Origin of the sequence: Williamsia sp. D3 (genome assembly GCF_000506245.1) — a bacterium.
Lineage (GTDB): Bacteria > Actinomycetota > Actinomycetes > Mycobacteriales > Mycobacteriaceae > Williamsia > Williamsia muralis.
The window spans coordinates 83,924-105,528 of sequence record NZ_AYTE01000046.1 but is presented as its reverse complement, the minus strand read 5'-3'; the positions used below and the strand labels follow the sequence as shown (position 1 = coordinate 105,528).

Annotated in this window: 22 protein-coding genes, 4 tRNA genes and 2 pseudogenes; 6 read left to right on the top strand and 22 right to left on the bottom strand. The window is 63.2% G+C overall.

The window, feature by feature from the left end; genetic code table 11:
* Positions 1–13: 13 nt before the first annotated feature.
* The 9 genes from W823_RS53000 to rplJ form a co-directional block, all read right to left on the bottom strand.
* Positions 14–658 carry a VOC family protein gene (locus W823_RS53000; RefSeq protein ID WP_081729925.1) on the bottom strand — a complete coding sequence of 215 codons (645 nt, stop codon included), beginning with the start codon at positions 656–658 and terminating at the stop codon, positions 14–16.
* A gap of 384 nt (positions 659–1,042) precedes the next feature.
* Positions 1,043–2,077, bottom strand: a complete 1,035-nt coding sequence (locus tag W823_RS52995; RefSeq protein WP_023962331.1) for an MCE family protein — start codon at positions 2,075–2,077, stop codon at positions 1,043–1,045.
* 43 nt (positions 2,078–2,120) lie between these two features.
* Positions 2,121–3,188: an MCE family protein gene (locus W823_RS52990; protein ID WP_023962329.1), complete on the bottom strand. Its 1,068-nt coding sequence runs from the start codon at positions 3,186–3,188 to the stop codon at positions 2,121–2,123.
* Positions 3,185–4,549 (bottom strand): MCE family protein, encoded by a 1,365-nt coding sequence (locus tag W823_RS52985; RefSeq protein WP_023962327.1) that lies wholly within the window; start codon positions 4,547–4,549, stop codon positions 3,185–3,187. The genes W823_RS52990 and W823_RS52985 overlap by 4 nt, the downstream gene beginning before the upstream one ends.
* A gap of 3 nt (positions 4,550–4,552) precedes the next feature.
* Positions 4,553–5,410: an ABC transporter permease gene (locus W823_RS52980; RefSeq protein WP_023962325.1), complete on the bottom strand. Its 858-nt coding sequence runs from the start codon at positions 5,408–5,410 to the stop codon at positions 4,553–4,555.
* Positions 5,411–5,423: 13 nt separating this feature from the next.
* A complete protein-coding gene (locus tag W823_RS52975; protein ID WP_023962323.1) occupies positions 5,424–6,230 on the bottom strand; it encodes an ABC transporter permease in 807 nt (268 codons plus the stop codon).
* Positions 6,231–7,379, bottom strand: a complete 1,149-nt coding sequence (locus W823_RS52970; RefSeq protein WP_023962321.1) for an ABC transporter ATP-binding protein — start codon at positions 7,377–7,379, stop codon at positions 6,231–6,233.
* A 403-nt stretch (positions 7,380–7,782) separates the two neighbouring features.
* A complete protein-coding gene (gene rplL / locus W823_RS52965) occupies positions 7,783–8,166 on the bottom strand; it encodes a 50S ribosomal protein L7/L12 (RefSeq protein ID WP_030165235.1) in 384 nt (127 codons plus the stop codon).
* Positions 8,167–8,232: 66 nt separating this feature from the next.
* A complete protein-coding gene (gene rplJ / locus W823_RS52960; protein ID WP_023962317.1) occupies positions 8,233–8,772 on the bottom strand; it encodes a 50S ribosomal protein L10 in 540 nt (179 codons plus the stop codon).
* Positions 8,773–9,310: 538 nt separating this feature from the next.
* Here rplJ and W823_RS52955 point away from each other — a divergent pair.
* Positions 9,311–11,245, top strand: a complete 1,935-nt coding sequence (locus W823_RS52955; RefSeq protein ID WP_023962315.1) for a CocE/NonD family hydrolase — start codon at positions 9,311–9,313, stop codon at positions 11,243–11,245.
* A 15-nt stretch (positions 11,246–11,260) separates the two neighbouring features.
* Here the strand turns inward: W823_RS52955 and W823_RS52950 are convergent.
* The 3 genes and pseudogenes from W823_RS52950 to W823_RS59140 all read right to left on the bottom strand — a co-directional run bounded on the left by W823_RS52950 (position 11,261) and on the right by W823_RS59140 (position 12,919).
* A pseudogene (locus W823_RS52950) lies at positions 11,261–11,777 on the bottom strand (TIGR04338 family metallohydrolase).
* 29 nt (positions 11,778–11,806) lie between these two features.
* Positions 11,807–12,628 (bottom strand): DUF2786 domain-containing protein, encoded by an 822-nt coding sequence (locus W823_RS52945; protein ID WP_031333370.1) that lies wholly within the window; start codon positions 12,626–12,628, stop codon positions 11,807–11,809.
* Between the two features lie 144 nt (positions 12,629–12,772).
* Positions 12,773–12,919, bottom strand: coding sequence for a hypothetical protein (locus tag W823_RS59140; protein WP_023962311.1), 147 nt, complete (start codon positions 12,917–12,919; stop codon positions 12,773–12,775).
* Between W823_RS59140 and W823_RS59135 the strand changes: the two genes are divergently transcribed.
* From W823_RS59135 to W823_RS52935, 4 genes and pseudogenes are all read left to right on the top strand, one after another.
* Positions 12,912–13,328, top strand: a complete 417-nt coding sequence (locus tag W823_RS59135) for a TetR family transcriptional regulator C-terminal domain-containing protein (RefSeq protein WP_031333369.1) — start codon at positions 12,912–12,914, stop codon at positions 13,326–13,328. The two genes, W823_RS59140 and W823_RS59135, sit on opposite strands and share 8 nt — an antisense overlap.
* A gap of 10 nt (positions 13,329–13,338) precedes the next feature.
* Positions 13,339–13,893, top strand: a complete 555-nt coding sequence (locus W823_RS0130755; protein ID WP_051406687.1) for a dihydrofolate reductase family protein — start codon at positions 13,339–13,341, stop codon at positions 13,891–13,893.
* A gap of 65 nt (positions 13,894–13,958) precedes the next feature.
* Positions 13,959–14,572: pseudogene (locus W823_RS52940) on the top strand (flavin reductase family protein).
* 131 nt (positions 14,573–14,703) lie between these two features.
* Positions 14,704–15,702 (top strand): LLM class flavin-dependent oxidoreductase, encoded by a 999-nt coding sequence (locus W823_RS52935; protein ID WP_023962305.1) that lies wholly within the window; start codon positions 14,704–14,706, stop codon positions 15,700–15,702.
* Between the two features lie 71 nt (positions 15,703–15,773).
* On the opposite strand, the gene rplA is transcribed toward W823_RS52935, so the two are convergent.
* The 10 genes from rplA to W823_RS52890 form a co-directional block, all read right to left on the bottom strand.
* Positions 15,774–16,484 (bottom strand): 50S ribosomal protein L1, encoded by a 711-nt coding sequence (rplA, locus tag W823_RS52930; protein WP_023962303.1) that lies wholly within the window; start codon positions 16,482–16,484, stop codon positions 15,774–15,776.
* An 88-nt stretch (positions 16,485–16,572) separates the two neighbouring features.
* Positions 16,573–17,010, bottom strand: coding sequence for a 50S ribosomal protein L11 (rplK, locus tag W823_RS52925; RefSeq protein ID WP_023962301.1), 438 nt, complete (start codon positions 17,008–17,010; stop codon positions 16,573–16,575).
* Positions 17,011–17,094: 84 nt separating this feature from the next.
* Positions 17,095–17,904 carry a transcription termination/antitermination protein NusG gene (gene nusG, locus W823_RS52920; protein ID WP_023962299.1) on the bottom strand — a complete coding sequence of 270 codons (810 nt, stop codon included), beginning with the start codon at positions 17,902–17,904 and terminating at the stop codon, positions 17,095–17,097.
* A gap of 42 nt (positions 17,905–17,946) precedes the next feature.
* Entirely contained in the window at positions 17,947–18,441 is a 495-nt protein-coding gene (gene secE, locus W823_RS52915) for a preprotein translocase subunit SecE (RefSeq protein ID WP_031333367.1), read from the bottom strand.
* 109 nt (positions 18,442–18,550) lie between these two features.
* Positions 18,551–18,623, bottom strand: a tRNA-Trp gene (locus tag W823_RS52910).
* 208 nt (positions 18,624–18,831) lie between these two features.
* Positions 18,832–19,917: a fused (3R)-hydroxyacyl-ACP dehydratase subunits HadA/HadB gene (locus W823_RS52905; protein WP_031333366.1), complete on the bottom strand. Its 1,086-nt coding sequence runs from the start codon at positions 19,915–19,917 to the stop codon at positions 18,832–18,834.
* Positions 19,918–20,095: 178 nt separating this feature from the next.
* Positions 20,096–20,263, bottom strand: coding sequence for a 50S ribosomal protein L33 (gene rpmG, locus W823_RS0130745; RefSeq protein ID WP_030165273.1), 168 nt, complete (start codon positions 20,261–20,263; stop codon positions 20,096–20,098).
* Between the two features lie 189 nt (positions 20,264–20,452).
* Positions 20,453–20,526: transfer RNA gene (locus W823_RS52900), tRNA-Met, on the bottom strand.
* Positions 20,527–20,597: 71 nt separating this feature from the next.
* Positions 20,598–20,670, bottom strand: a tRNA-Thr gene (locus tag W823_RS52895).
* A 173-nt stretch (positions 20,671–20,843) separates the two neighbouring features.
* Positions 20,844–20,924 (bottom strand) — tRNA-Tyr (locus W823_RS52890).
* Positions 20,925–21,085: 161 nt separating this feature from the next.
* Between W823_RS52890 and W823_RS52885 the strand changes: the two genes are divergently transcribed.
* Positions 21,086–21,577 (top strand): YajQ family cyclic di-GMP-binding protein, encoded by a 492-nt coding sequence (locus W823_RS52885; RefSeq protein ID WP_023962292.1) that lies wholly within the window; start codon positions 21,086–21,088, stop codon positions 21,575–21,577.
* Positions 21,578–21,605: the final 28 nt, after the last annotated feature.

Below are 21,605 nucleotides of genomic sequence, written 5' to 3'. Positions count from 1 at the left end.
AGCTCTTGTTTACTCACAACGTCCTGAAGTTCAGTGTTTTCTTGTTTGCGACGATTTTGCGACCGGGACGGACCCCCGCCTCGCGGCGCCTCAAAGATTCCTGCGTGGCGCCGTTTCGGAGCTGACTGAGCAGATAGTCAGGGTCGATGTTCACACCGATCGGGTTCTCGCTGAACTCGTTGCTGGAGAAGAACTCGGCCGTCTCTTCTGGCGTTGGGAAGTTCTCGACCTGGAACTCAAGACGCACGCCGTCAGGATCCTCGTAGTACAACGAGATCGTGGGCCCGTGATTGATCGCCCAAACAGGCCTGACGCCCTGCCTTTTGAGCCGGACGTAATCTTCCAGGAGTCCCTCGAGGGTGGGAACGGTGAAAGCGATGTGGTCGAGACCAAGCACTTTGCGTCGCAGCTTGGCGAACGGGAACAGGTACCGGACCACGGTGGGAACCGAGACGATGGCGAGGCGATGAGACTCATCATCCCAGGTCAGAAAAGTCACCTGCCCATCGTCATGGACCACGCGTGCACCGAAAACCCGGCCATACCAGTCAATCAGCTCAGTTCGCCTGGTGGACTTGACTACCCAATGCGCGATCAGAGCAGGCGCGATGCGACCGGCTTCCACACCATATTGAGCAGGACGAGTAGCCACTGTCATCTCCTACCTACGTAGACGTAAATCGGAATCGGCGAACGTAAGTGCTCGCACGCGATCGCCTGCGACTCCGATGCCCCTTCAGAGTAGGACATTGGTTGACTAACAGTCAACGAATTGTTTGCTGGCCCGGATCAGCCACAGCGGCGGTCGTTATCAATCCTGGTCGCGGACCGCTACCGCGAAGTGCTCTCGACGGCAAGGCTCGTCGGGTTACTTGCCACTTGGACTTGAATCTCTTGTGCCGCCGGTCGTTAGAGCCATGGTCAGCCTGTGGATCGGTTTGCCGACCACATATCGTGGGCACCGAATGCGGGACTACCAGCGCCACATAGCGTCAGGTGCCGCAGAGCACATCTGTCCCTGGCCAGGGTTTCGCCGTCTAACCTAGCGGCCCGACGTACTGTTCGTGCCGTTGTCGAATTGCTTCTGTTTGACAGGCAGGCGAGTGGTGTTTTGCTGCGGCAAACTGGGGGGTAAGAGATTGGTGATGATTCCCTCGAACCAGTGACCGTTACCCAGTACGTTGGCATACAACCGGAACATTGGTGCCATGTACGTGAGCGATTGACGCAGGTTCTCGTTCTGGTCGTTGAGGATCTCGATCACCTGACGCAGAGTTTCCAGCGTCGGGCCGATCTGCTCCTGGTTGTCCTTGACGATTCCGCTGAGGGCATCGGAGAGCGTGATCGTGCTCGAGAGCAGCCGTGAGATCGACTGCTGACGATTGTTCAGTTCCTCGAGCAACTGGCCCGCACCGTTGATCAACCGCTCGAACTCCTGGTTGCGGTCGGCGAGGATCTTGGAGGTGTCCTTGGTCGCCTCCAACAGTTCCTGGACCTTCTGGTCGCGGCTCGCGATGGTCTCCGACAGCCGGGTGAGCCCGTCGAGCGAGGCACGCAGGTCGGCCGGCGTGCCCGAGAAGGCATCCGACAACGTGCGCATGCTGGTCGCCAGCTGGTTGGTGTCGACTTCCTCGATCTGATCGGCGGCGTCGGAGAACGCCTCGATCACGTCATACGGCGAGGTGGTACGACTCAGCGGGATGACGTCCTTGGGATCGGCGAGTTCACTGCCCTGCGGATCGAGCGCAATGTACTTCTGGCCCAGGACAGTCTTGATCTGGATCGACGCCGTGGTCTGGTTGCCGATCCAGGCCTTGCTGACCTGCATGTCGACGCGGACCTTCTCGCCGTCGAGTTCGACGGCGCGCACGTTGCCGACCTTGACCCCGGCCACTCGCACCTCGGCGTCCGGTTTGAGACCGGCTGCTTCGGAGAAGTCGGCGGAGTAGATGACACCGGCACCGATCATCGGCAGCGAGTTGAGGAAGAACGCAGAGGTCGACAGCATCAGCAGCACGAGGATGCCGATGAAACCCACGGTGACCGGACTACGTCCGGAACTGGAACGGTCGCTCACTTGCTCACCTCCCCTTCTCGCCTTGCATGGTGGGTCATCTCGTTCACGGTGGATCCTCGTTCGCCCAGCAGCGGGTAGCTGCGCTGGTGTACAGGACGTGGTTGATGTCGGGTAGCGGGATCAGCGGCTGCGTCAGCAAGCTGCTGGTGCCGTTCCCCGCGGTGACATCCAGTCCACAGAGGTAGAACTGGAACCACGAACCGAATGTGGCTGCCCGCCCGATCTTCTGGAGCTTCACCGGCAGGTTGGTCAATGTTTGCTTGATCTCGTCCTGGCGCTGCACAACGGTCTGCCCGAGATCGTTGAGCGCAGCGATCGAGCCCTGGATGGACGGGCGCGTCGGCTGCAGGATCGAGGCCGTCACCGCCGTCAGGTTGGACAGCGAAGTGATCGCCGATCCGACCGAACCACGCTGTGCCGCAAGGCCGGTGACGAACTTCTCGGTGTTCGTCAGCAACGCGGTGAACTGGTCGTCGTGGTCGTTGAGGTTCTTGAGCACCACGGTCAGGTTGTCGATCAGTGTGCCGATCACCTGGTCGCGGTCGGCGATCGTGTTGGTGAGGCTGGCGGTGTCGCGGACCAGCTCCGAGATCGTGCCGCTCTCACCCTGGAACACCTGGATGATCTCTGCCGACAGCTTGTTGACGTCGTCGGCGGTGAGCTGCTGGAACAACGGCCGGAAACCGTTGAACAGCTCGGTGAGGTTGATGGCCTCGGTGGTGTTCGGCAGACCGATGGTGCTGCCGCCGCCGATGGTGTCGTCGGGGTCGCCCGGCCCCTTCTCGAGGGACAGGTACCGCTGGCCGGTGAGGTTACGGAGCTTGATCGCGACCCGCACGCCGGCAGGCAGCCGGCCACGGTCGACGGAGAAGCTGACCTGGGCCTCGTCGCGGTTGACGATCTCCACTCCGCTGACCTGTCCCACCCGGACGCCGGCGATGCGGACGTCGTCGCCCTTGGCGACCTGGGTGGCGTCGGTGAAGATCGCCTTGAAATCGGTGCCGCCACCGCCACCACCGTTGGCCACCGCAAAGGCGAGGACCGAGGTGGCGAGAACCGTGATGACGGAGAAGACGATCAGCTTGACGAGGGGTCCGACAAGACTCTTCATCGAATGCTCACCTGCTGTCCCTGCATCGTCGGTGCCGCGACCATCGTGATCCATCCCGGTATCTCGGCCGGGTCCTTGCCGGATGACGCCGCAACGATGGCGCGCACCTGGAGTTTGTTCCTCGGATCGCTGTAGTTGGTCGGCGGATCCTGCTGCTGCTCGGCCTCACCGATCGTCCCCGAGGGGATACCGGAGAACTGCGGCTCGGGCAGGACGGGCAGGTCTCGAGGACCGGCGTTCCGCGACGGGGGCTGGTACGAACCGTCATTGACCGACCCGTAGGGGTACTGCGGGAACGGCCGGCCGTTGCGGGCCTGCGGGTAGCAGATCGGTCCGCGCTGGTCGAACAGTCGTGGTTCGTCCTGGTTCGGAAGGTAACGACCACGCGGGTTGACGAACTGGAGGTTCACGCGCACACCGGGGTTCTCGGTGTCCTTGCCCGTGATGACGTTCGCCTCGGGGACCAATCCCGCGAAGTTCTTGAACGTGCAGCCGAAGGTCGGCGAGTACCTCGCCAGCGCGGTCAGCAGCGGCTCAGACTGAATTGCCAAGTCCACGAGGTCTTTCCGGTTTGTGGTCAGGAAGTTCGTGCCGTCCACCGCAACCTGGGTCACCGAGGCGATCAGTGTGCGGAGGTCGCCCTGACGCTCATAGAGCGTGTTGGTGGTCGTGCGCAGGTTGTCCAGCGAGTCCACCAGATCGGGCAGTGCCTCGGAATAGGTCTCAGAGAAGCTGGCCAGGCCACGCAGCGTGCCCTGCAGTTCAGGCATGTTCGCGTTGATGTCCTTGAAGATCGTGTTGAGCTGCTCGAAGCTCGTGCCCAGACGTTCGCCGTTGCCCGACAACGCCTTCGACAGCGCCGACAGCGTGATGTTGAGGTCGGCCGGCGGGATCGCGTCGAGCACCGGCAGCAACTGGTCGAACAGCTGTTGCAGTTCCACCGCGTTACCCGACACATCCTCGTCGATGGTGTCGCCGTTGGTCAGGTGATTGCTCGGCGATCCCTCTTGACCGTCGGGCACCTGCAGCGCGACATAGCGTTCACCGAAGAGGGTCTTCGGCAAGATCCTGGCCGTGGTGTCGGTGGGCAGCATCTTGACCTTGTCCGGCTGCAGCCCGAGGGTCACCACAACCGAGCCGTCCTTGATGTCCGGTTCGACACTGCGTACCTGCCCCACGATCAGGCCACGAGCCTTGACGTCGGCGTTGGCCGGCAACGCATTTCCGGCCGAACTGGTCGCCAGCTTGATGTCGACGAACTTCGTGAACGACTTGTTGTACTGCATGATCGTCAACGTCAGGAACAAGATGACAACGATGAAGAACACCAGACCCAGAGCCCGGCGGCGAAGAGCTTTCATCGGTTATCCCCCTACTCGCACGGAGGTGGTGGTCCCCCAGATTGCGAGGCCCAGGAAGAAGTCGAGCACCGCGATGATCACCAGAGCCGCACGCACCGCGTGACCCACCGCCACGCCGACGCCGGCCGGACCACCGGTGGCGTAGTAGCCGTAGTAGCAGTGCACCAGGATGATCACGAACGCGAAGATCATGACCTTGCCGAACGACCAGAGGACGTCCGCAGGTGGCAAGAACAGATTGAAGTAGTGGTCGTACGAGCCCGACGACTGCCCGGTGAACTGCGTGGCTATCAGCCGTGAGGCGAAGTAGGCCGACAGCAGACCCAGCACGTACAGCGGGATGACGGCGATGAAGCCGGCCAGCACGCGGGTGGTGACAAGGAACGGAATGGACGGCACGGCCATGGTCTCGAGTGCGTCGATCTCCTCGGAGATGCGCATGGCGCCGAGCTGAGCGGTGAAACCACAACCGACAGTTGCGGAGAGAGCAAGTCCGGCGACGAGCGGGGCGACCTCACGGGTGTTGGCATAGGCCGCCAGGAACCCGGTGAGGGCCTGAGACCCGAGCTGATCGAGCGCGTTGGCGCCCTGCAGACCGACGACGACACCGGTGAATCCCGACATCAGCACCATCACACCGATGGTGCCGCCGATGACCGCGAGTCCACCGGACCCGAATGCCACCTCGGCGAGAAGCCGGAGCAGCTCTTTGGGGTAACGGCGAATGGTGCGCGGCGACCAGCCGATCGCGCGGCCATAGAACGACATCTGGTCGCCCGCGCCGTCGAGGACGCGCAGAGGAACACGCGCGACTTTGGCCGCCCGATATCCCAGGTCTCCCCGACCTTTGGCGATGGTCACTTCCGAAGTCCTCCTATGAACCCTTGGCGGGAACGATCTGCAAGTAGACCGCGGTGATGATCAAGTTCGCGAAGAACAACAACAAAAATGTGATGACGACACTCTGATTGACCGCATCACCAACGCCTTTGGGGCCACCCTTGGGGTGCAGGCCCTTGTAGGCAGCGACCACGCCGGCGATCACACCGAAGACGGCAGCCTTCACCTCGGCGACGTAGATGTCGGGCAACTGCGCCAGTGCACTGAACGACGCCAGATACGCGCCTGGCGTTCCGTCTTGGATGATCACGTTGAAGAAGTAACCGCCGCCGATACCGACCACCGAGACCAGCCCGCACAGCAGCACGGCCACGAGGACCATGGCGAGCACTCGCGGAACCACAAGTCGCTGAACCGGATTGATGCCGAGCACTTCCATCGCGTCGATCTCTTCGCGAATGGTGCGGGCACCGAGGTCGGCAGCCACCGCTGATCCTGCCGCGCCCGCGACCAACAGCGAGGTCACGAGCGGCGCACCCTGCTGGATGACCACCAGGACGCTGGCCGCACCGGTGAAGGATTCGGCACCGAGCTGGCGGATCAGCGACCCGGTCTGCAGCGAGACGATCGCGCCGAACGGGATGGCGACGAGCGCCGTCGGCAGGATCGTGACGCTGGCGATGAACCAGGCCTGCTGGATGAACTCACGCCACTGAAAAGGGCGCACGAAAGTCTGGCGTGCGACGTCGATGAACAACTGGACGATGTTGCCGGTCTGAGAAAGTGCCCCGGAGCCGGCTTTCGCCACCCTGTCGACGCCACGTGTGGTGGCACTGGTCATCTAGAGAGCCTTGTCACCGGCGCGGTATGCGGGGAACTGCTCTGTCTGAGCGTCCGAACCCTGGTAACTGGAGTCGTCGTAGGAAGAGGATGTGGAGGCGGTGCCGGAACCGGCGCCCACCTTCTGTGTCTTACGCGCAGCTTCGCGCCCGTTCTCCTGAGCTCGCTCCTCTTCGAGGAAGCTCTCCTCGATCGCGCGTTGGGCGGGCTCGGGCAGGGTGTGCAGGATCTCGCGGACACGGGCCTGACGGCGTCCGACCGCCTTGCGCTCGGGCAGTCCGGGTGTGGCCTGCAGCTGCGGGACGATACCGCGGACATCTTCCGCGGTGCCACCGTCGGAGTGGCCGGCATCGACCATCTCCTGCTCCCGGCGTTGCTGAGCGTCGTCCTTCTCCTCGGACATACCGATCGGTCCGATGCGGCGACCGTTGAGGAACTGATCCACCACCGGCTCGTCCGAGGTCAGCAGCACCTCACGCGGACCGAACATGACCAGTTCCTTGCGGAACAGCATGCCGATGTTGTCCGGGACGGTACGAGCGACCTGAATGTTGTGGGTCACGATCAGAATCGTGGCATCGATCTGCGCGTTGATGTCGATCAACAGCTGCGACAGATACGCGGTACGGACCGGGTCTAGACCGGAGTCCGGCTCATCACACAGGATGATCTGCGGATCCAAGACCAGAGCACGGGCCAGGCCGGCGCGCTTGCGCATACCACCGGAGATCTCACCGGGAAGCTTGTTCTCCGCGCCCGTCAGACCCACCAACTCGATCTTGTCCATGACGATCTGGCGGATCTCGTCTTCCTTCTTCTTGGTGTGCTCACGAAGAGGGAAGGCGATGTTGTCGAACAAGCTCATCGAACCGAACAGCGCGCCGTCCTGGAACAGGACACCGAACAACTTGCGGATCTCGTACAGCTCGCGGCTGGAACATTTGGTGATGTCGGTGCCGTCGATGATGACCGAGCCCTGCTCCGGATGGAGCAGACCGATCAACGACTTCAGGAACACCGACTTGCCCGTACCCGACGGGCCGAGCAACACGCTGACCTCACCCTGGGGCAGGGTCAGCGACACATCACGCCAAATATTCTGCGAGCCGAACGACTTCGTCAGATTCTCGACACTGACCTCAACGCCCACTGATTTAGTCCCTCCAAAACGAAGTCCGCCCCCGCGCGGAGCCTGTGGTTCGGCTCACTCTAACGCACACAGCGTGACGAATATACGAGCTGTCGATCTTTCTCAGTTTCGTCGCACCCTCGCCGACCCACCTGCCCGAAGGCTTCTTCCCGATCGCCGCAGGTAGATCAAACGAACAGTTACTCGCGAGTAACTTGGATCACCGTAAAAAGTTTTTCCGCGCGACGCAAATCCAGGTCGGAGCGGGTTCTACTCGTCAGTAGCCAGGGCCGCCGACACCCGATCTGTGGCACCACACCCCCACCCGAGACGCAACGATGGCCCGTAGCTGTCGCTACGGGCCATCGTTGTGGAGCGATCGACCCCTACGCAGGGATCAACAATCGCTTTTGACGTGCTTGTCTTACTTGACCGAGACCTTGGCGCCGGCTTCTTCGAGTTTGGTCTTGGCAGCCTCGGCAGCGTCCTTGTCGATCTTCTCGAGGATGGCCTTGGGAGCCGACTCGACGAGATCCTTGGCTTCCTTCAGACCCAGTCCGGAGACGACTTCGCGGACGACCTTGATGACCTGGATCTTCTTGTCGCCGGCCGATTCGAGGACGACGTCGAACTCGTCCTGCTCGACAGCGGCTTCGGCGGCAGCGGGTGCACCGGCGGCGGCAACGGCGACCGGAGCAGCAGCGGTGACCTCGAAGACCTCTTCGAACTTCTTCACGAAGTCGCTGAGTTCCAGCAGGGTGAGTTCTTTGAACTGATCGATGAGCTCGTCAGCGGAGAGCTTTGCCATGGTGGCAATCCTTTCTGTCTTCCCGTCGGCCACGAGGTGATGTGACAGACGGAGGTTTGTGGGGTTTTATTCGGCCGCTTCTGCGGGTGCGCCCGCGGCTTGCTTTTCCTGCAGTGCGGCCGCAAGACGTGCGACCTGCGAAGCGGGCTGACTGAACAGACCCGCGGCCTTTGCCAAGTTGCCCTTCATGGCACCGGCGAGCTTTGCAAGGAGAATCTCGCGTGTTTCAAGGTCGGCGATCTGGTTGACCTCGTCCACGGACAGCGCGCGGCCGTCCATGTACCCGCCCTTGATGATGAGAGCCTTGTTGTCCTTGGCGAAATTCTTGATCGCCTTGGCAGCCACCACGGGTTCGCCCTCGATGAAGGCAATTGCGGTGGGGCCAGTGAACAGCTCGTCCAGACCGGCCACGCCCGCATCGGCAGCAGCGCGCTTGACCAGGGTGTTCTTGGCGACGGAGTAAACAGCGCCTTCGCCCAGTGAGCGACGCAGCTCGGAGATCTGCTTGACGGTCAGGCCACGGTATTCCGTGACGACTGCCGCAGTGGCTTCCTTGAACTGCTCGGTGATCTCCGCAACCGCGGTGACCTTTTCACTATTTGCCATACTTCGCCTCCTCTCATGACGTGTCGGTTGGCACCTCGTCCGACTCGTACGATCGGCCGCGGGCCCCACCAACGACAAACGCCCCGGCACAGGGCACGGGGCGCACACGAGCAAAGCGACTGTGACGCCGCTTCGAAAGCGAATCCTCGTTCTCCCTGCGTGGGCCGCCGACGTGTGTCGGGCCTTCGGCCGGTCGCGCGATGCGTACCGGTGACCAACGGTCTCTGGTTGAACTGACGCTCGCAGGCCGATGACCTGCGAACACCAAGACACAACAGTACCGGCACGGCGGACCGGATCACAAATCAGGCACATCGGGGTCAAGGACCGGCGGCTGTTCTGGCCCGACAGTCGCGACCGAGCACCCGCTCGGCTACATTGACATCAAACCATCCGGTGTGAGGTCGGTCACGAATACCTTCTGACTCACCCGGTACCGCAGCACGACGGAGTGTTGCCACAGTTTTCAGGATATGCCCTGTTCAGAAGGGGTATTGCTGGAAGGCGTGGCCTCGCTCGACGCAGAGAGGGGAACGCCGTGGTCTACCAGATCAACCCGTTCGAGAACACCGAGCCGCGGATGAGCGCGGTTCCACACTCTGCACCAACTCTTCCGTTCGGCGACCCGACCGGCGGCGCCAATGCCCGTTGGTGGCGCGAACAGGTCGACGGCCGTCCTGCGTTTCCCAAGGTGACGATCGACCGTTCGCTGGAACTGACCATGTCCGACGGCGTCCGATTGCGAGCCACCCTCGTACGACCGGTGAAGATGTCGGGCGAACCGGTGCAGACGCCGTTGCCGACGGTGGTGACCATCAACCCGTACAACCGCGCCCTGCTCGACGCGATCGATCAGGCCACCCATCGCCTTCCCCTCCCCCCACTGTCCGGTGGCGCCCTCGACGTCTTCGGCATCAACCGCAAGCTCGTGCAGAGCGGATACACCCAGCTCGTGGTCGACGTCCGCGGCACCGGTGCCTCGCACGGACGCTGGCAGATCCTGGGTGAACGCGAGCAACGCGACTCGATCGAGGTCATCGACTGGGCCGCTGCGCAGAGCTGGAGCAACGGCAACATCGGGATGGCCGGCTGGTCGTACTCGGCGATCAACTCTCTGCAGGCCGCCGGCAACGGTTCACCGCACCTCAAGGCGGTGTTCGCCATCGAGGGATGTGAGGACATCGTCCGCGACATCTACATCACCGGCGGCGCGCCGTCGGCGTTCATCCCGATCTGGCTCTCCGCGGTGAATCTGCTCAAGTGGCTGCCCAACCCGTCCACAGCGGTGGGTGATGCCCTCAGCACCAACGGCGTCCGATGGCTGAAGGACCGGGTCGGCTCCCCCGCCACCGAGATCGGCTCGCTGGCCTGGGGTTTCCTCACCGGGCGCGATCCACGGATCTACGACGATCCCTATTTCGACGAGCGCGACCCCAAGATCGACGAGATCACCGCCCCGACATTCGTCTTCGGTGGGTGGCACGACCTCTTCGGCCGCAGCGCAACCCGCATCTACAACCAGCTCAATCTGCCGCCCGGGCAGAAGCAGCTGATCATGGCCGACGGCTACCACCTCGATGCCGGGCTCGGCTTCGGCGGCCGGGTCAGCCCGCCGCGCGTCGACGTGCTCGAACGCGCGTGGTTCGACAAGTGGCTCAAGGGCCTCGACAACGGCGTGGACGAATACGGCCCGGTGACCCTGCAGCAACAGGGCGGTATGTGGACCTCGGGCCAGAGCTTCCCCCGCCCCGAGGCGCGGGTCCGGCGGCTGTACCTGTCGCCCGACGGCTCGGACACCGCTGGGCACTGTGTGCACGACGGCAGTCTGGGGGTGGAGGCGAACATCTCGCGCGCCGAACTGAAGGTGAAGCCGGGCGTGCGCGGCTTCATCTCCCGGGACATGACCCAGGTGACCGCCGGCGCCACCATGGTTCTCGGCAAGGCCTTCACCACCGATGCCCGGTTCCAGGAACGGGGCGCTCTCTCGTTCACGACGGCACCGGTCACCGAACAGGTACAGATCTCCGGCGCGCTCAATCTGCACCTGCACGCGACCTGCGCCGGTAGCGACGCCCTGTGGGCGGTGACCCTCAATGATGTTGCGCCGGACGGAACCTCGACCGTGCTCACCAACGGCTCACTGACCGCGTCCAACCGATCTCTGGACCCAGAACTCAGCGATTACGCCGAGGACGGCTCGCTGCTCGTCGCCCACCACCCGCTCAGCCGCAAACGCAAACTGAAGGTGATCCCGAACGTACCCATCGACCTCGACATCGACCTGGTGTCCACAGATGCGCTACTGGACGTCGGGCATCGGCTGCGGGTAGACGTCTACGCGGCGAGCATGCCCCGTTTCCTTGCCGTGGTCCCCGATCTGGTGAAGTCCGGATTCCGTTCGCAGAGAATCGTTCTCGACCCGTTCCACCAGAGCCACCTCACGTTCCTGGCGGTGGGCGAGCCAGGCTGGTAGCCGGGCACCGGCCTCTCAACCGACCGCGATACCGCTGTCGCCGAAGGTCACCCGGTAGATCAGTGCGGCTTCAGGTCCGAGCACCAGCCCCACCAGGTCGATGAGGGTGCCCGCGAATCGTGGGCCGTGCTTGTCCTGCGCCGACCCCGGACTCAGGTGGTGGGCTATCTCGTGGAGCACCACCAGCTCGCGCATCGCCCAGCGCCCCTCGGCTGCATCGGGTACCGCGATCACGCCGTCGTCATCGGCTGACCGGTACTCGTAGTGGGCTTCGCGCTGCCCCCGGCGGGATCGAACCCTCACCGGAACCGCGGCCCGCGGAAACCTGTTGATCACGCTGTCCAGCGACAGCACCCGGTCCACGTAGTCGCGTACCGAGTCAACCGAGCCGAACCGAGCCTCCGGAGGCAGTGTCACCGAGGTGCCGGCGATCTCCAGAGTGGAGCCACCGCGTGCGGCGCGCTCGAAAAACGTTGTGCACCAGCGCTTCTGCGGAGTACAAGGCCGAACGCTGGCTGTCACGCTGCGTCAACGCGCCCACTCACGGTTCAGCACGCCCACTCACGCCTCTAGGGCCCCACGTGCAGCACCCAACTGGTTGTCCTCGCCGATACGTGCCCGGCGTCCGGCCCGGTCCCCTGCCCGCCGCGCGCCCTCCGAGTAGCCGGCCGACGCGCTCTGCGACCGCCAGGTGCCCCGTGCGGTGGACGTCTCCTTGTGGAAATCCCGGACCTCTACCTCTTTGTTACGCAGGACCAGCGCCGTTCCCGAGTCGGAACGGCCCCCGTCGGCGGCGACCGCAGCCGCACGCGCCTCATTGCGGGCTTGCGTCAAACGCTTGCCGATCCGTTCGGCGAACGCCGACTGGAAGTTCAGCCGGGCCGTGATCGGTGACAGCGGCTTCTCCTCGACCACCCTGCGCTGAACCCAGCCGCGGCGTTCGGTGACCACACGAGCAAAGGTCTCGCCTTTGTACGCACCCGACTTCAGATAGCTGTCGCTGGCGGCGACCATCTGGACCACCAGCGAGCTGTACAACGCTTCACAGGTGTCGATGTCGCCGGGGAATCCGTAGGCGTAGACAAACGTCGAGTTGCTCGCGACGTCACAGGTGATGTCGTTGGCGTGAGCGATGGCCACGAACAGCTGGACATATGTGCGCAGCCCTCGCTTGCCGGCCGTTCCGATCGCGATGTTGCGTTGCACCGGGGACGTGCGCTGTTCGGGCTTTCCATGGGCCCGCGCCACGGCCAGATCGATGGACGCTGCGGTGGCCAACCGTTGCGCCGCCTGCATGAAGGCTTGCGCCTCGTGCTCGTTGTCGGTGCCTTCTGCCTGCCTGAGCAAACCGGAGATGCGGGTCAGGAGTTTGTCGTCTTGCACGCTCACAACCCTAAGGCGTCGGTGTGACTGCTCCCCCGCCTGCGGCCACGTCATGTGCACAACGCGGCTTCTGTGGACAGACCACTCGTTGGCAGAATTAGGAAATGGTGATTTACTAACTGCGTGGCGCGTCCTCGAGTGAACTCAGATGATCACCTGCTCGATGCAGCCGACGCCGTCCTGTCGCAGACCGGCTCGGCCCGGTTCACCCTCGAGATGGCTGCCCGGGCGGCCGGCGTCTCGGCGGCGACCTTCGTCAAAACGTTTCGGATCCAAACGCGGGTTGCTCATCGCCTCCTCACAGCGCTGGGTCGACGCGATCGATCTCGACGACGCCGGACGCCCGGGCGAACCGATCCTGGCGGCGCTTCGCCGGTTGTCGGTCGAGTCCTACACCGACAGCGACGACCCCGACCAGGCCGGCAACCACGTGTCCTCCCTGGCGATGGATCTCGGTGATCCGGAACTGACTCGACTGCTTGCTGCCGGCTGGGACAAGAAGCGCCGACAACTGCAAGCCGTCATAGCCCGGGCGGTCGACAGCGGTGAACTACCCGGCGCGCCGCTTCCGCCGGCCGCAGCCCGAACATTGTTCGCGCTTCTGGAGGGCACGTTCCTCGGCTGGACCGTGCAACCGCACGGCTCCCTCATCGATGCCCTCGGAGACGAATTCGACCGACTCATCACCACCTGGACATGAAAGGACAACAATGACCACATCCCCTTCCCCCGCACCGAGTCCTGTCACCGGGGCGGTGTTCATCGCCACCAGCGTCGACGGTTACATCGCCCGCACAGACGGCGGTATCGATTGGCTGCTCAGTCGCGACGAGAACCTCGGCGAGACCGGTTACGACGCCTTCATCGCGACCACGGATGCGATTGTCATGGGCCGCAACACATACGAGGTCGGGTGCAGTTTCGACACGTGGCCGTACGAGGGAATGCGCGTGTTCGTGGTCAGTACCACCCTCGAGCCCGGAGCCGACGACCGGATCTCCGTGCACCGGGGTCTCGACGAACTCTTCGAGGCTGCCCACGACGAGGGTGTGCGCCATGTCTATGCCGACGGCGGCCGTCTGATCACCAGCTTTCTCCAGCGCGGCCTGATCACCGAGATCACGATCACCACGGCACCGGTGATCATCGGATCCGGTCTGCCGTTGTTCGGTGCCATCGATCACGACATCCCGCTCGATCACGTGCGCACCACGACCCTCGGCAACGGGATGACCCAGAGCGTCTACCGGGTGTCGGCCGGATGAGCCACGTCTGAGCGCAGGACACCAGCCGCACGACGCCGTCGTGCGGCTGGTGGAATGCTGGACGAGTGAATCGAGATCTCGACGAAACCCTGGCCGGTCGAACGCTGTTCGACCACTCCAACACCTCCACGCGTGACTTCTACAAGCTGATCACCGCCGCGATCGTCCCGCGGCCGATCGCTGGGTGTCCTCGCGCGGCGCCGGAGGCGTGGACAACCTCGCACCCTTCAGCTTCTTCTCCGTCAGCTCCACCGATCCGATGGTTGTGCAATTCACGGCGGTCGGCGGCAAACACAGCGCGGACAACGCGGCGGCCACCGGTCAGTTTGTCGTCAACATCGCCACGGAGTCGATGATGGACCAGGTCAATGCCACATCAGCCGGTTTTGCCGAGGACGTCAATGAGTTCACGGCTGTGGGCGTCGCCTCGGCACCGGCCACGGTCGTCGACTGCCTGAGGGTCCGCGACAGCCCGGTGGCCATCGAATGCGAACTCCACCAGATCATCGAGGTCGGCAACTCGCAGGTGGTGATGGGGCGGGTGGTCGCGGTGACGGTCGACCCCGCTGTCGCGGCCGCCGATGGCCATCCGGACTTCACGAGGCTCGCACCGGTCAGTCGCCTGGGCCGGACCGAATGGGGTCTGCCGGGCCGGGTGGTCGAACGCGAACGACCCTGACGCTGCTCTGGCTGCGCAGTCCGGACGGGTTTTGATCGGTTTCGGGAAGGTAGTGGCGCGCTCAGGCGTTGTTGCACACGTACAACTATTTCGCGTGATGACTACTTTCCAGCAGTGAAGAAGGCCCGTCTATGTCCTTGACCCTGTCGATTCTCGATCTTGCACCGATTGCGCCCGGCGAGTCCGCTCGCGCGAGCTTCGAGGCGAGTGTTGCGCTGGCCCAGGCCGCAGAACGCAACGGCTACAAGCGAGTCTGGTACGCCGAGCACCACAACATGGAGTCGATCGCGTCATCGGCCACCAGTGTGCTGATCGCTCATATCGCCGCGCACACCGAGACCATCCGTCTGGGTGCCGGCGGCATCATGCTCCCCAACCATGCTCCGCTGACGATCGCCGAGCAGTTCGGAACCCTGGAGACGCTGCACCCCGGTCGGATCGATCTGGGTCTGGGTCGCGCACCCGGTAGCGACCAGGCAACGATGCGCGCGCTGCGCCGAGACCACAGCTCGGCCGAGAGCTTCCCGCAGGATGTCCTCGAACTGCAGGCCTACCTGCGCGGCCAGTCCCGGATCCCCGGAGTTCAAGCCGTTCCCGGCGCGGGCACGGACGTTCCGCTCTACATCCTTGGTTCGTCACTGTTCGGCGCTCAACTGGCCGCTGCGCTCGGGCTCCCCTACGCCTTCGCGTCGCACTTCTCGCCCGATGCCCTGGAGCAGGCGGTGACGCTCTATCGTCGCGAGTTCAAGCCCTCGGCTCAGCTGTCAGAGCCCTACGTGATCGCGGGCGCGAACGTTGTCGCGGCCGAGGATGCCGACGAGGCGGCGCGGGACTTCGAGGCGTTGCGGCGGATCCGGGTGCGGATGTTCATCTCCCGCGGCCCGTCGACGCCCGAGTACAGCGATGAGGAGATCGATGCGTTCCTCACCACCCGCGAGGGCCGCGGTATCGCCCACATGATGAAGTACACCGGCGTCGGAACGGGTGCGGACGTCCGCGGCTTCTTGGAGGACTTCGCCGAGTTGGCCCAGGCCGATGAGGTCATCGTGGCCCACCAGTCGGTGACGAGTGCGGGACGTATCCGTTCTCTCGAACTCACCGCCGACGCCATGAAGGCCACCAGCGTCTGACCGCACAAAGCACAAAAACCGGGACTCCCTGCGGAGTCCCGGTTTTGTTGTGCCTGGCCTAGAGGAAGACTTCAGTCCTCTTCGAGGTAGTTGCGGTTCACCGCAGGATCCACCGGGATGCCCGGTCCGGTGGTGGTCGAAACGGTGACCTTCTTCAGGTACCGGCCTTTTGCTGCTGACGGCTTCACACGCAGGATCTCGTCGACGGCTGCTCCGTAATTCTCGACCAGCTTCTTCTCGTCGAAGGAAGCCTTGCCGATGACGAAGTGCAGGTTGGCTGCCTTGTCGACGCGGAAGTTGATCTTTCCGCCCTTGATCTCGTTGACGGCCTTGGTCACGTCGGTGGTGACCGTGCCCGTCTTCGGGTTCGGCATCAGGCCACGCGGTCCGAGGACACGCGCGATCCGGCCGACCTTGGCCATCTGGTCAGGGGTGGCGATCGCGGCGTCGAAGTCGAGCCAGCCGCCCTGGATCCGCTCGATCAGATCCTCGGCGCCCACTTCGTCGGCTCCGGCGGCGACGGCCTCGTTGGCCTTGTCGCCGGCGGCGAACACGATGACGCGGGCGGTCTTGCCGGTGCCGTGGGGCAGGTTGACGGTGCCGCGCACCATCTGGTCTGCCTTACGGGGATCGACGCCGAGACGGACGGCGACCTCGACGGTTGCGTCTGTCTTGGTGGAAGCGGTCTCCTTGGCAAGCTTGGCAGCCTCCAGCGGGCTGTAGAGCTTGGACTTGTCGACCTTTTCCGCAGCGGCTTTGTAGGCCTTACTGGTTTTACTCATGTTTGCTCTGTCTTTCTCCGCAACTCATGCGGGTTGGTGGTGCGGACCGAGCCGGCCCTCCCACGTGATGTCTGTTCGAGGAAGAGACTCAGGCCTCGACCGTGATGCCCATGGAGCGGGCGGTTCCGGCGATGATCTTGGCGGCCTGTTCAACGTCGTTGGCGTTGAGGTCTTCCTGCTTGGTCTTGGCGATCTCGCGGACCTGGTCCATCGTGACCTTGCCGACCTTGGTCTTGTGCGGCTCTCCCGAACCCTTCTGCAGACCGGCGGCCTTCAGCAGCAGTTTGGCGGCCGGCGGGGTCTTCAACTTGAAGTCGAAGGAGCGATCTTCGTAAACGTAGATCTCCACGGGCACGACATTGCCGCGCTGGCTTTCTGTCGCGGCGTTGTAGGCCTTGCAGAACTCCATGATGTTCACGCCATGCTGGCCGAGTGCCGGACCCACGGGGGGTGCGGGGTTGGCTGCGCCGGCCTGGATCTGAAGCTTGATGATCCCGGACAGCTTCTTTTTCTTCTTGGGGGGCATCCTTTTCCCTGTTTCTGATTGATTGCGTTTGGGCTGACAACACTCCGTCAGCCCGGTTTCGCGCCCGCTGGAGACGCGAAAGTCTTAGATCTTCTCGACCTGGTTGAAGGCGAGTTCGACCGGGGTCTCGCGACCGAAGATCGAGACGAGCACCTTCACCTTGCGCTGCTCGGCGTTGACCTCGCTGATCGATGCGGGCAACGTCGCGAACGGGCCGTCCATGACGGTGACCGACTCGCCGACCGCGAAGTCGACCTCGACCACCGGTGCGGAGGCGGCTGCCAGATCGGAACCGGCGTCGCTGCCGGACTTCGCCGACGACTTCTTCGGCTCGGCACGGGGCAGCAGGAACTTGAGCACGTCATCCATGGACAACGGCGAAGGACGCGAGGTCAATCCCACGAAGCCCGTGACGCCGGGGGTGTTGCGCACCGCGCCCCACGATTCGTCGTTGAGGTCCATGCGCACGAGGATGTAACCCGGCAGCACCTTGCGGTTGACCTTCTTGGGCTGGCCGTTCTTGATCTCGGTGACTTCTTCGGTGGGTACCTCGACCTGGAAGATGTAGTCGCCCACATCCAGGTTCTGCACGCGGGTCTCGAGGTTGGCCTTCACCTTGTTCTCGTAGCCGGCGTAGGAGTGGATCACGTACCAGTCGCCTGCCGCGCGCTTGAGGGACTTCTTGAGGGCCTCGACCGGGTCCTCTTCTTCCTCGGGTTCGACGACCTCGGGGGCCGCGTCCTCATCGGAGACGTCCTGGTCGCTGCTGTCGGAATCAGCCGGCGCTTCGGGGTCGGAGATGCCACTGTCAACAGCCTCCGAATCACCGACCGTCTGATCGGTGACGTCGGTTTCGGTCTCGCTGATCTCAGCGTCGTTCTCGGGGGTGCTCACTGCAGCCCACGCTCCCTTTCCTCGAAGCGGCCGTGCGGGTGATTACCCGAACAACCACAAAACGGCCTTTGCGAAGAGCAGATCCAGCCCGGAGATGAACGCGACCATGATGATCACGAAGATCAGCACGACGATCGTGTACTGAATCAGCTGCTTGCGAGTAGGCCAGATGACCTTCTTGAGCTCGCTGACAACCTGCTTGAGGAAGATCCACAACCGGATGAAGGGATTGTGGCTGTCCTCGGGCCGGACTCGCTTGCGTTTGCCGTCTTTCTTTTTGTCTTTGGTCTTTTCCTTGGTGGCGACGGCCGATCCCGCTGAATCGTCGTCGTCGCTCTTTGTCAGGTTCGTCCGTTTGCCACGCGGCGAACGCTTACCCGTCGGGCGAGCCGCCGTCTGAGTGTCCCCGTCGGAGACGTTCTCAGCATCGGACTCGTCCACCGAACCGGCTTCGCCGTCGACTGAGGTGTCGACCTCGACCTCGTCGTTCGACTCGGCCGCGCTCTTGGCGCGTTCGGCACGGTCGCGCTTGCTCAACTTGATCCTCTCGTGGCTGAAGTCGGATGTTCGGCGGCAGGCGATGTGCCTGGGCACCGAACAGCTGACATCGGGTGCCCTGAGGTGCCGACGTGCACACCGTCAAGGGCAGGGGCGACAGGACTTGAACCTGCAACCTGCGGTTTTGGAGACCGCTGCTCTGCCAGTTGAGCTACGCCCCTTTGGGACGGCGAGTTACTCGGTGACCACCTTGCGATGATCTCGAGGCCACGTCGACCCGGTGTCTGCACTACACAAAACCAACGCGCCACCCTCAGGGCAGCGCGCAAGTGTGAGTAGAACTCAGACTATTGAAGTGTACGTCACCGGGCGGGTTGAACTCCAACTCGGTGTTGACCCGCGGAAACCGCAGGTCATCCGTACCGACGATCAATTGAACTGCACGCTGACGAGTGCTCGTCCGAAAATCTTGCGGTCACCCTGCTTCGCGACGATCGAGATCTGGCCGCGGCGGGTGTCGGGATCAAGCGACTTCACCTTGCCGGTCAAGTCGACGGCCGCGAAGTCATCAGCCGGTACGTATACCGGGCTGGTGAACCTCACGTTGTATTCATAGATAGCCGCCGGGTCGCCGATGAACTCGCCGATGAAACTGGCTCCGAGACCCATGGTCTGCATGCCGTGGGCCACCACGTCCTGCAGGCCGGCCACCTTGGCGACCTCGTCGCTGTAGTGGATCGGGTTCGGATCGCCTGCCACACCCGCGTAGTTGATCAGGTTTCCGCGGGTCAGCTTGAATGTCCGCGCGGGGAGTTCTTGTCCGACCGTCAGCGTGTCGAAATCGATTGCGGCATAGGGCTTTGGATCAACAGCCGGGTCCGGGTCGGTGTAGCGGGCGAATGGGCCGTTGACGGTCTTGCCCGGGTCGATGCCGGGGGGCTCGCTCATCATCACGTGTTCGATCTTGTCGACCAGCGCAGGGTCGACCTCGATGGCGGCCCTCGCGGCAAGGCTCGTCCACGTGGTCATCACGGGCTCGTTGTGCTGATTCCAGACGACGTTCTTGGTGACCATCAGGTCGGTGCCCGACATCTGTCGGAACGAGTCGAGGGACACGTCGCAGATCAGGTGGTCACCGACCTTGATGGGCCGGTGGAACACCAGCCGCTGATCGCTCTGCATGATCTGCCAGAGGTCGTAGCCGGTGATGACGTCTTCGAAGAGGCGCCGCTGGGCGATGATCCCGAGGACGGATACGAACGTGGGCGCGGCAACGAGGGTGTCGTGACCCATCTCACGGGCCTTGGCCTCGTTCCAGTGGACGGGGTTGGTGTCCTGGACCGCGCGGGCATGCTCGCGCACCTTCTCGCGGCCGACCTCGTAGTAGTCGTCGACGGTGTACTTGTACCCCACCAGCGCCTGCGTGTGTTCGGCGATTTCTTCGGGGGTCAGCTTGACCCCGTCCCGGATCGCCTGGATGCGCTCGGCAGCTTGGGCTTCGCTCACATTCGTCACTAAACCGACCTCTGACTTTCGACTTTTCGTCGACTCCGGCGGCTTGTCGATGTGGGCCGCGCCGCGGGTGCCGTGGCTACTCCCGGACAAATCGTCGGCTGGGAAGAGCCGACTTCGTTGGGGTGCCGCAGTGGCCCCCGCTGCGCAGGCGGCCTAGAACGGCCGCCCGGCGTGGGAGTTAGCGCGATTCCTTGTGGTTCTGGTGCTTGCCGCAGTTCGGGCAGAACTTCTTGATCTCGAGGCGATCGGGATCGTTGCGACGGTTCTTCTTGGTGATGTAGTTGCGGTGTTTGCAAACCTCGCAGGCCAAGGTGATCTTGGGGCGCACGTCTGTTGAGGAGGCCACGGGATTGCCTTTCAGGTGGATCGTGTGGTGTACCACCGTGAGGCGGTACTTGTGGCGCATCGTCGTAAGACGACACTTCGTAGCGCATCGTCGTAAGACGACACTTCGTAGCGCGTCGTCGGAGACGACACTTCGTAGCGCGTCGTCGGAGACGACACTTCGTAGCGCGTCGTCGGAGACGACACTTCGTAGCGATGGCCGGACTCGAACCGGCGACCTAACGATTATGAGTCGTTCGCTCTAACCAACTGAGCTACACCGCCATGGCCCCGATTCCAGGTCCGACAGCGCGTCTGGCATCAGCTGCGCCGCTGCCCAGGATCTGAGTCCAGCGAGCCCCCTGACGGAATCGAACCGTCGACCTTTTCCTTACCATGGAAACGCTCTACCGACTGAGCTAAGGGGGCGTTCGCTTTCCATGTGCTGCCTATCTGGCAACGCACGAAGAGCCTTAACGAGATTACACAGCGGCGCTGGTACACGCCAAATCGCCTCTGTAGTTGTCTCGCCGCACCAAACGACCTCGGGCCGGTTCACCCAGCTCGAGGCCCCCCGTTCTCGAGGTCACTGTCTGGTGCTGTGGCAGGTATAGGATTCGAACCTATGTAGCTTGCGCGACGGATTTACAGTCCGCTCCCTTTGGCCGCTCGGGCAACCTGCCGGGCTACTTTCCGTAGTCTTTTGGACCGGCGGAAAGCAACGCCGCAAAGAATACAACGGGCATGGCCCCTGAGCACAAATGCCCTGCGTATGGGCGCCTGTTTCGGCCCCGGAGACCATCGGGCCCATCACTGCCGAGCGCGGCGACTAGGCTTGTCGGTTATGGCAGATTCATCGTTCGACGTGGTCAGCAAGCTCGATCGGCAGGAAGTCGACAACGCCCTCAATCAGGCGGCGAAAGAGTTGTCGCAGCGGTACGACTTCCGGGGCACCAACACCAAGATCGAGTGGTCGGGTGAAGAGAACATCGTGATCACCTCCGACGCCGAGGAGCGCGCCCAGGCGGGCCTGGAGGTTTTCAAGGAGAAGCTCATCCGGCGCGACATCTCTTTGAAGGCTTTCGACGCCGGCGAGGTCGTCGCTTCGGGCAAGACCTACAAGATCACCGGGACCCTGGTGCAGGGCATCGACTCGGAGAAGGCCAAGAAGATCACCAAGGCGATCCGCGACGAGGGACCCAAGGGCGTCAAGGCGCAGATTCAGGGCGAGGAGCTGCGCGTCTCCAGCAAGAAGCGCGACGACCTGCAGGCCGTGATCACGCTCCTGAAGAACAAGGATTTCGAGATCGCCCTGCAGTTCGTGAATTACCGCTAGTCCCACGCACCGACATCGTCCCGCTTTC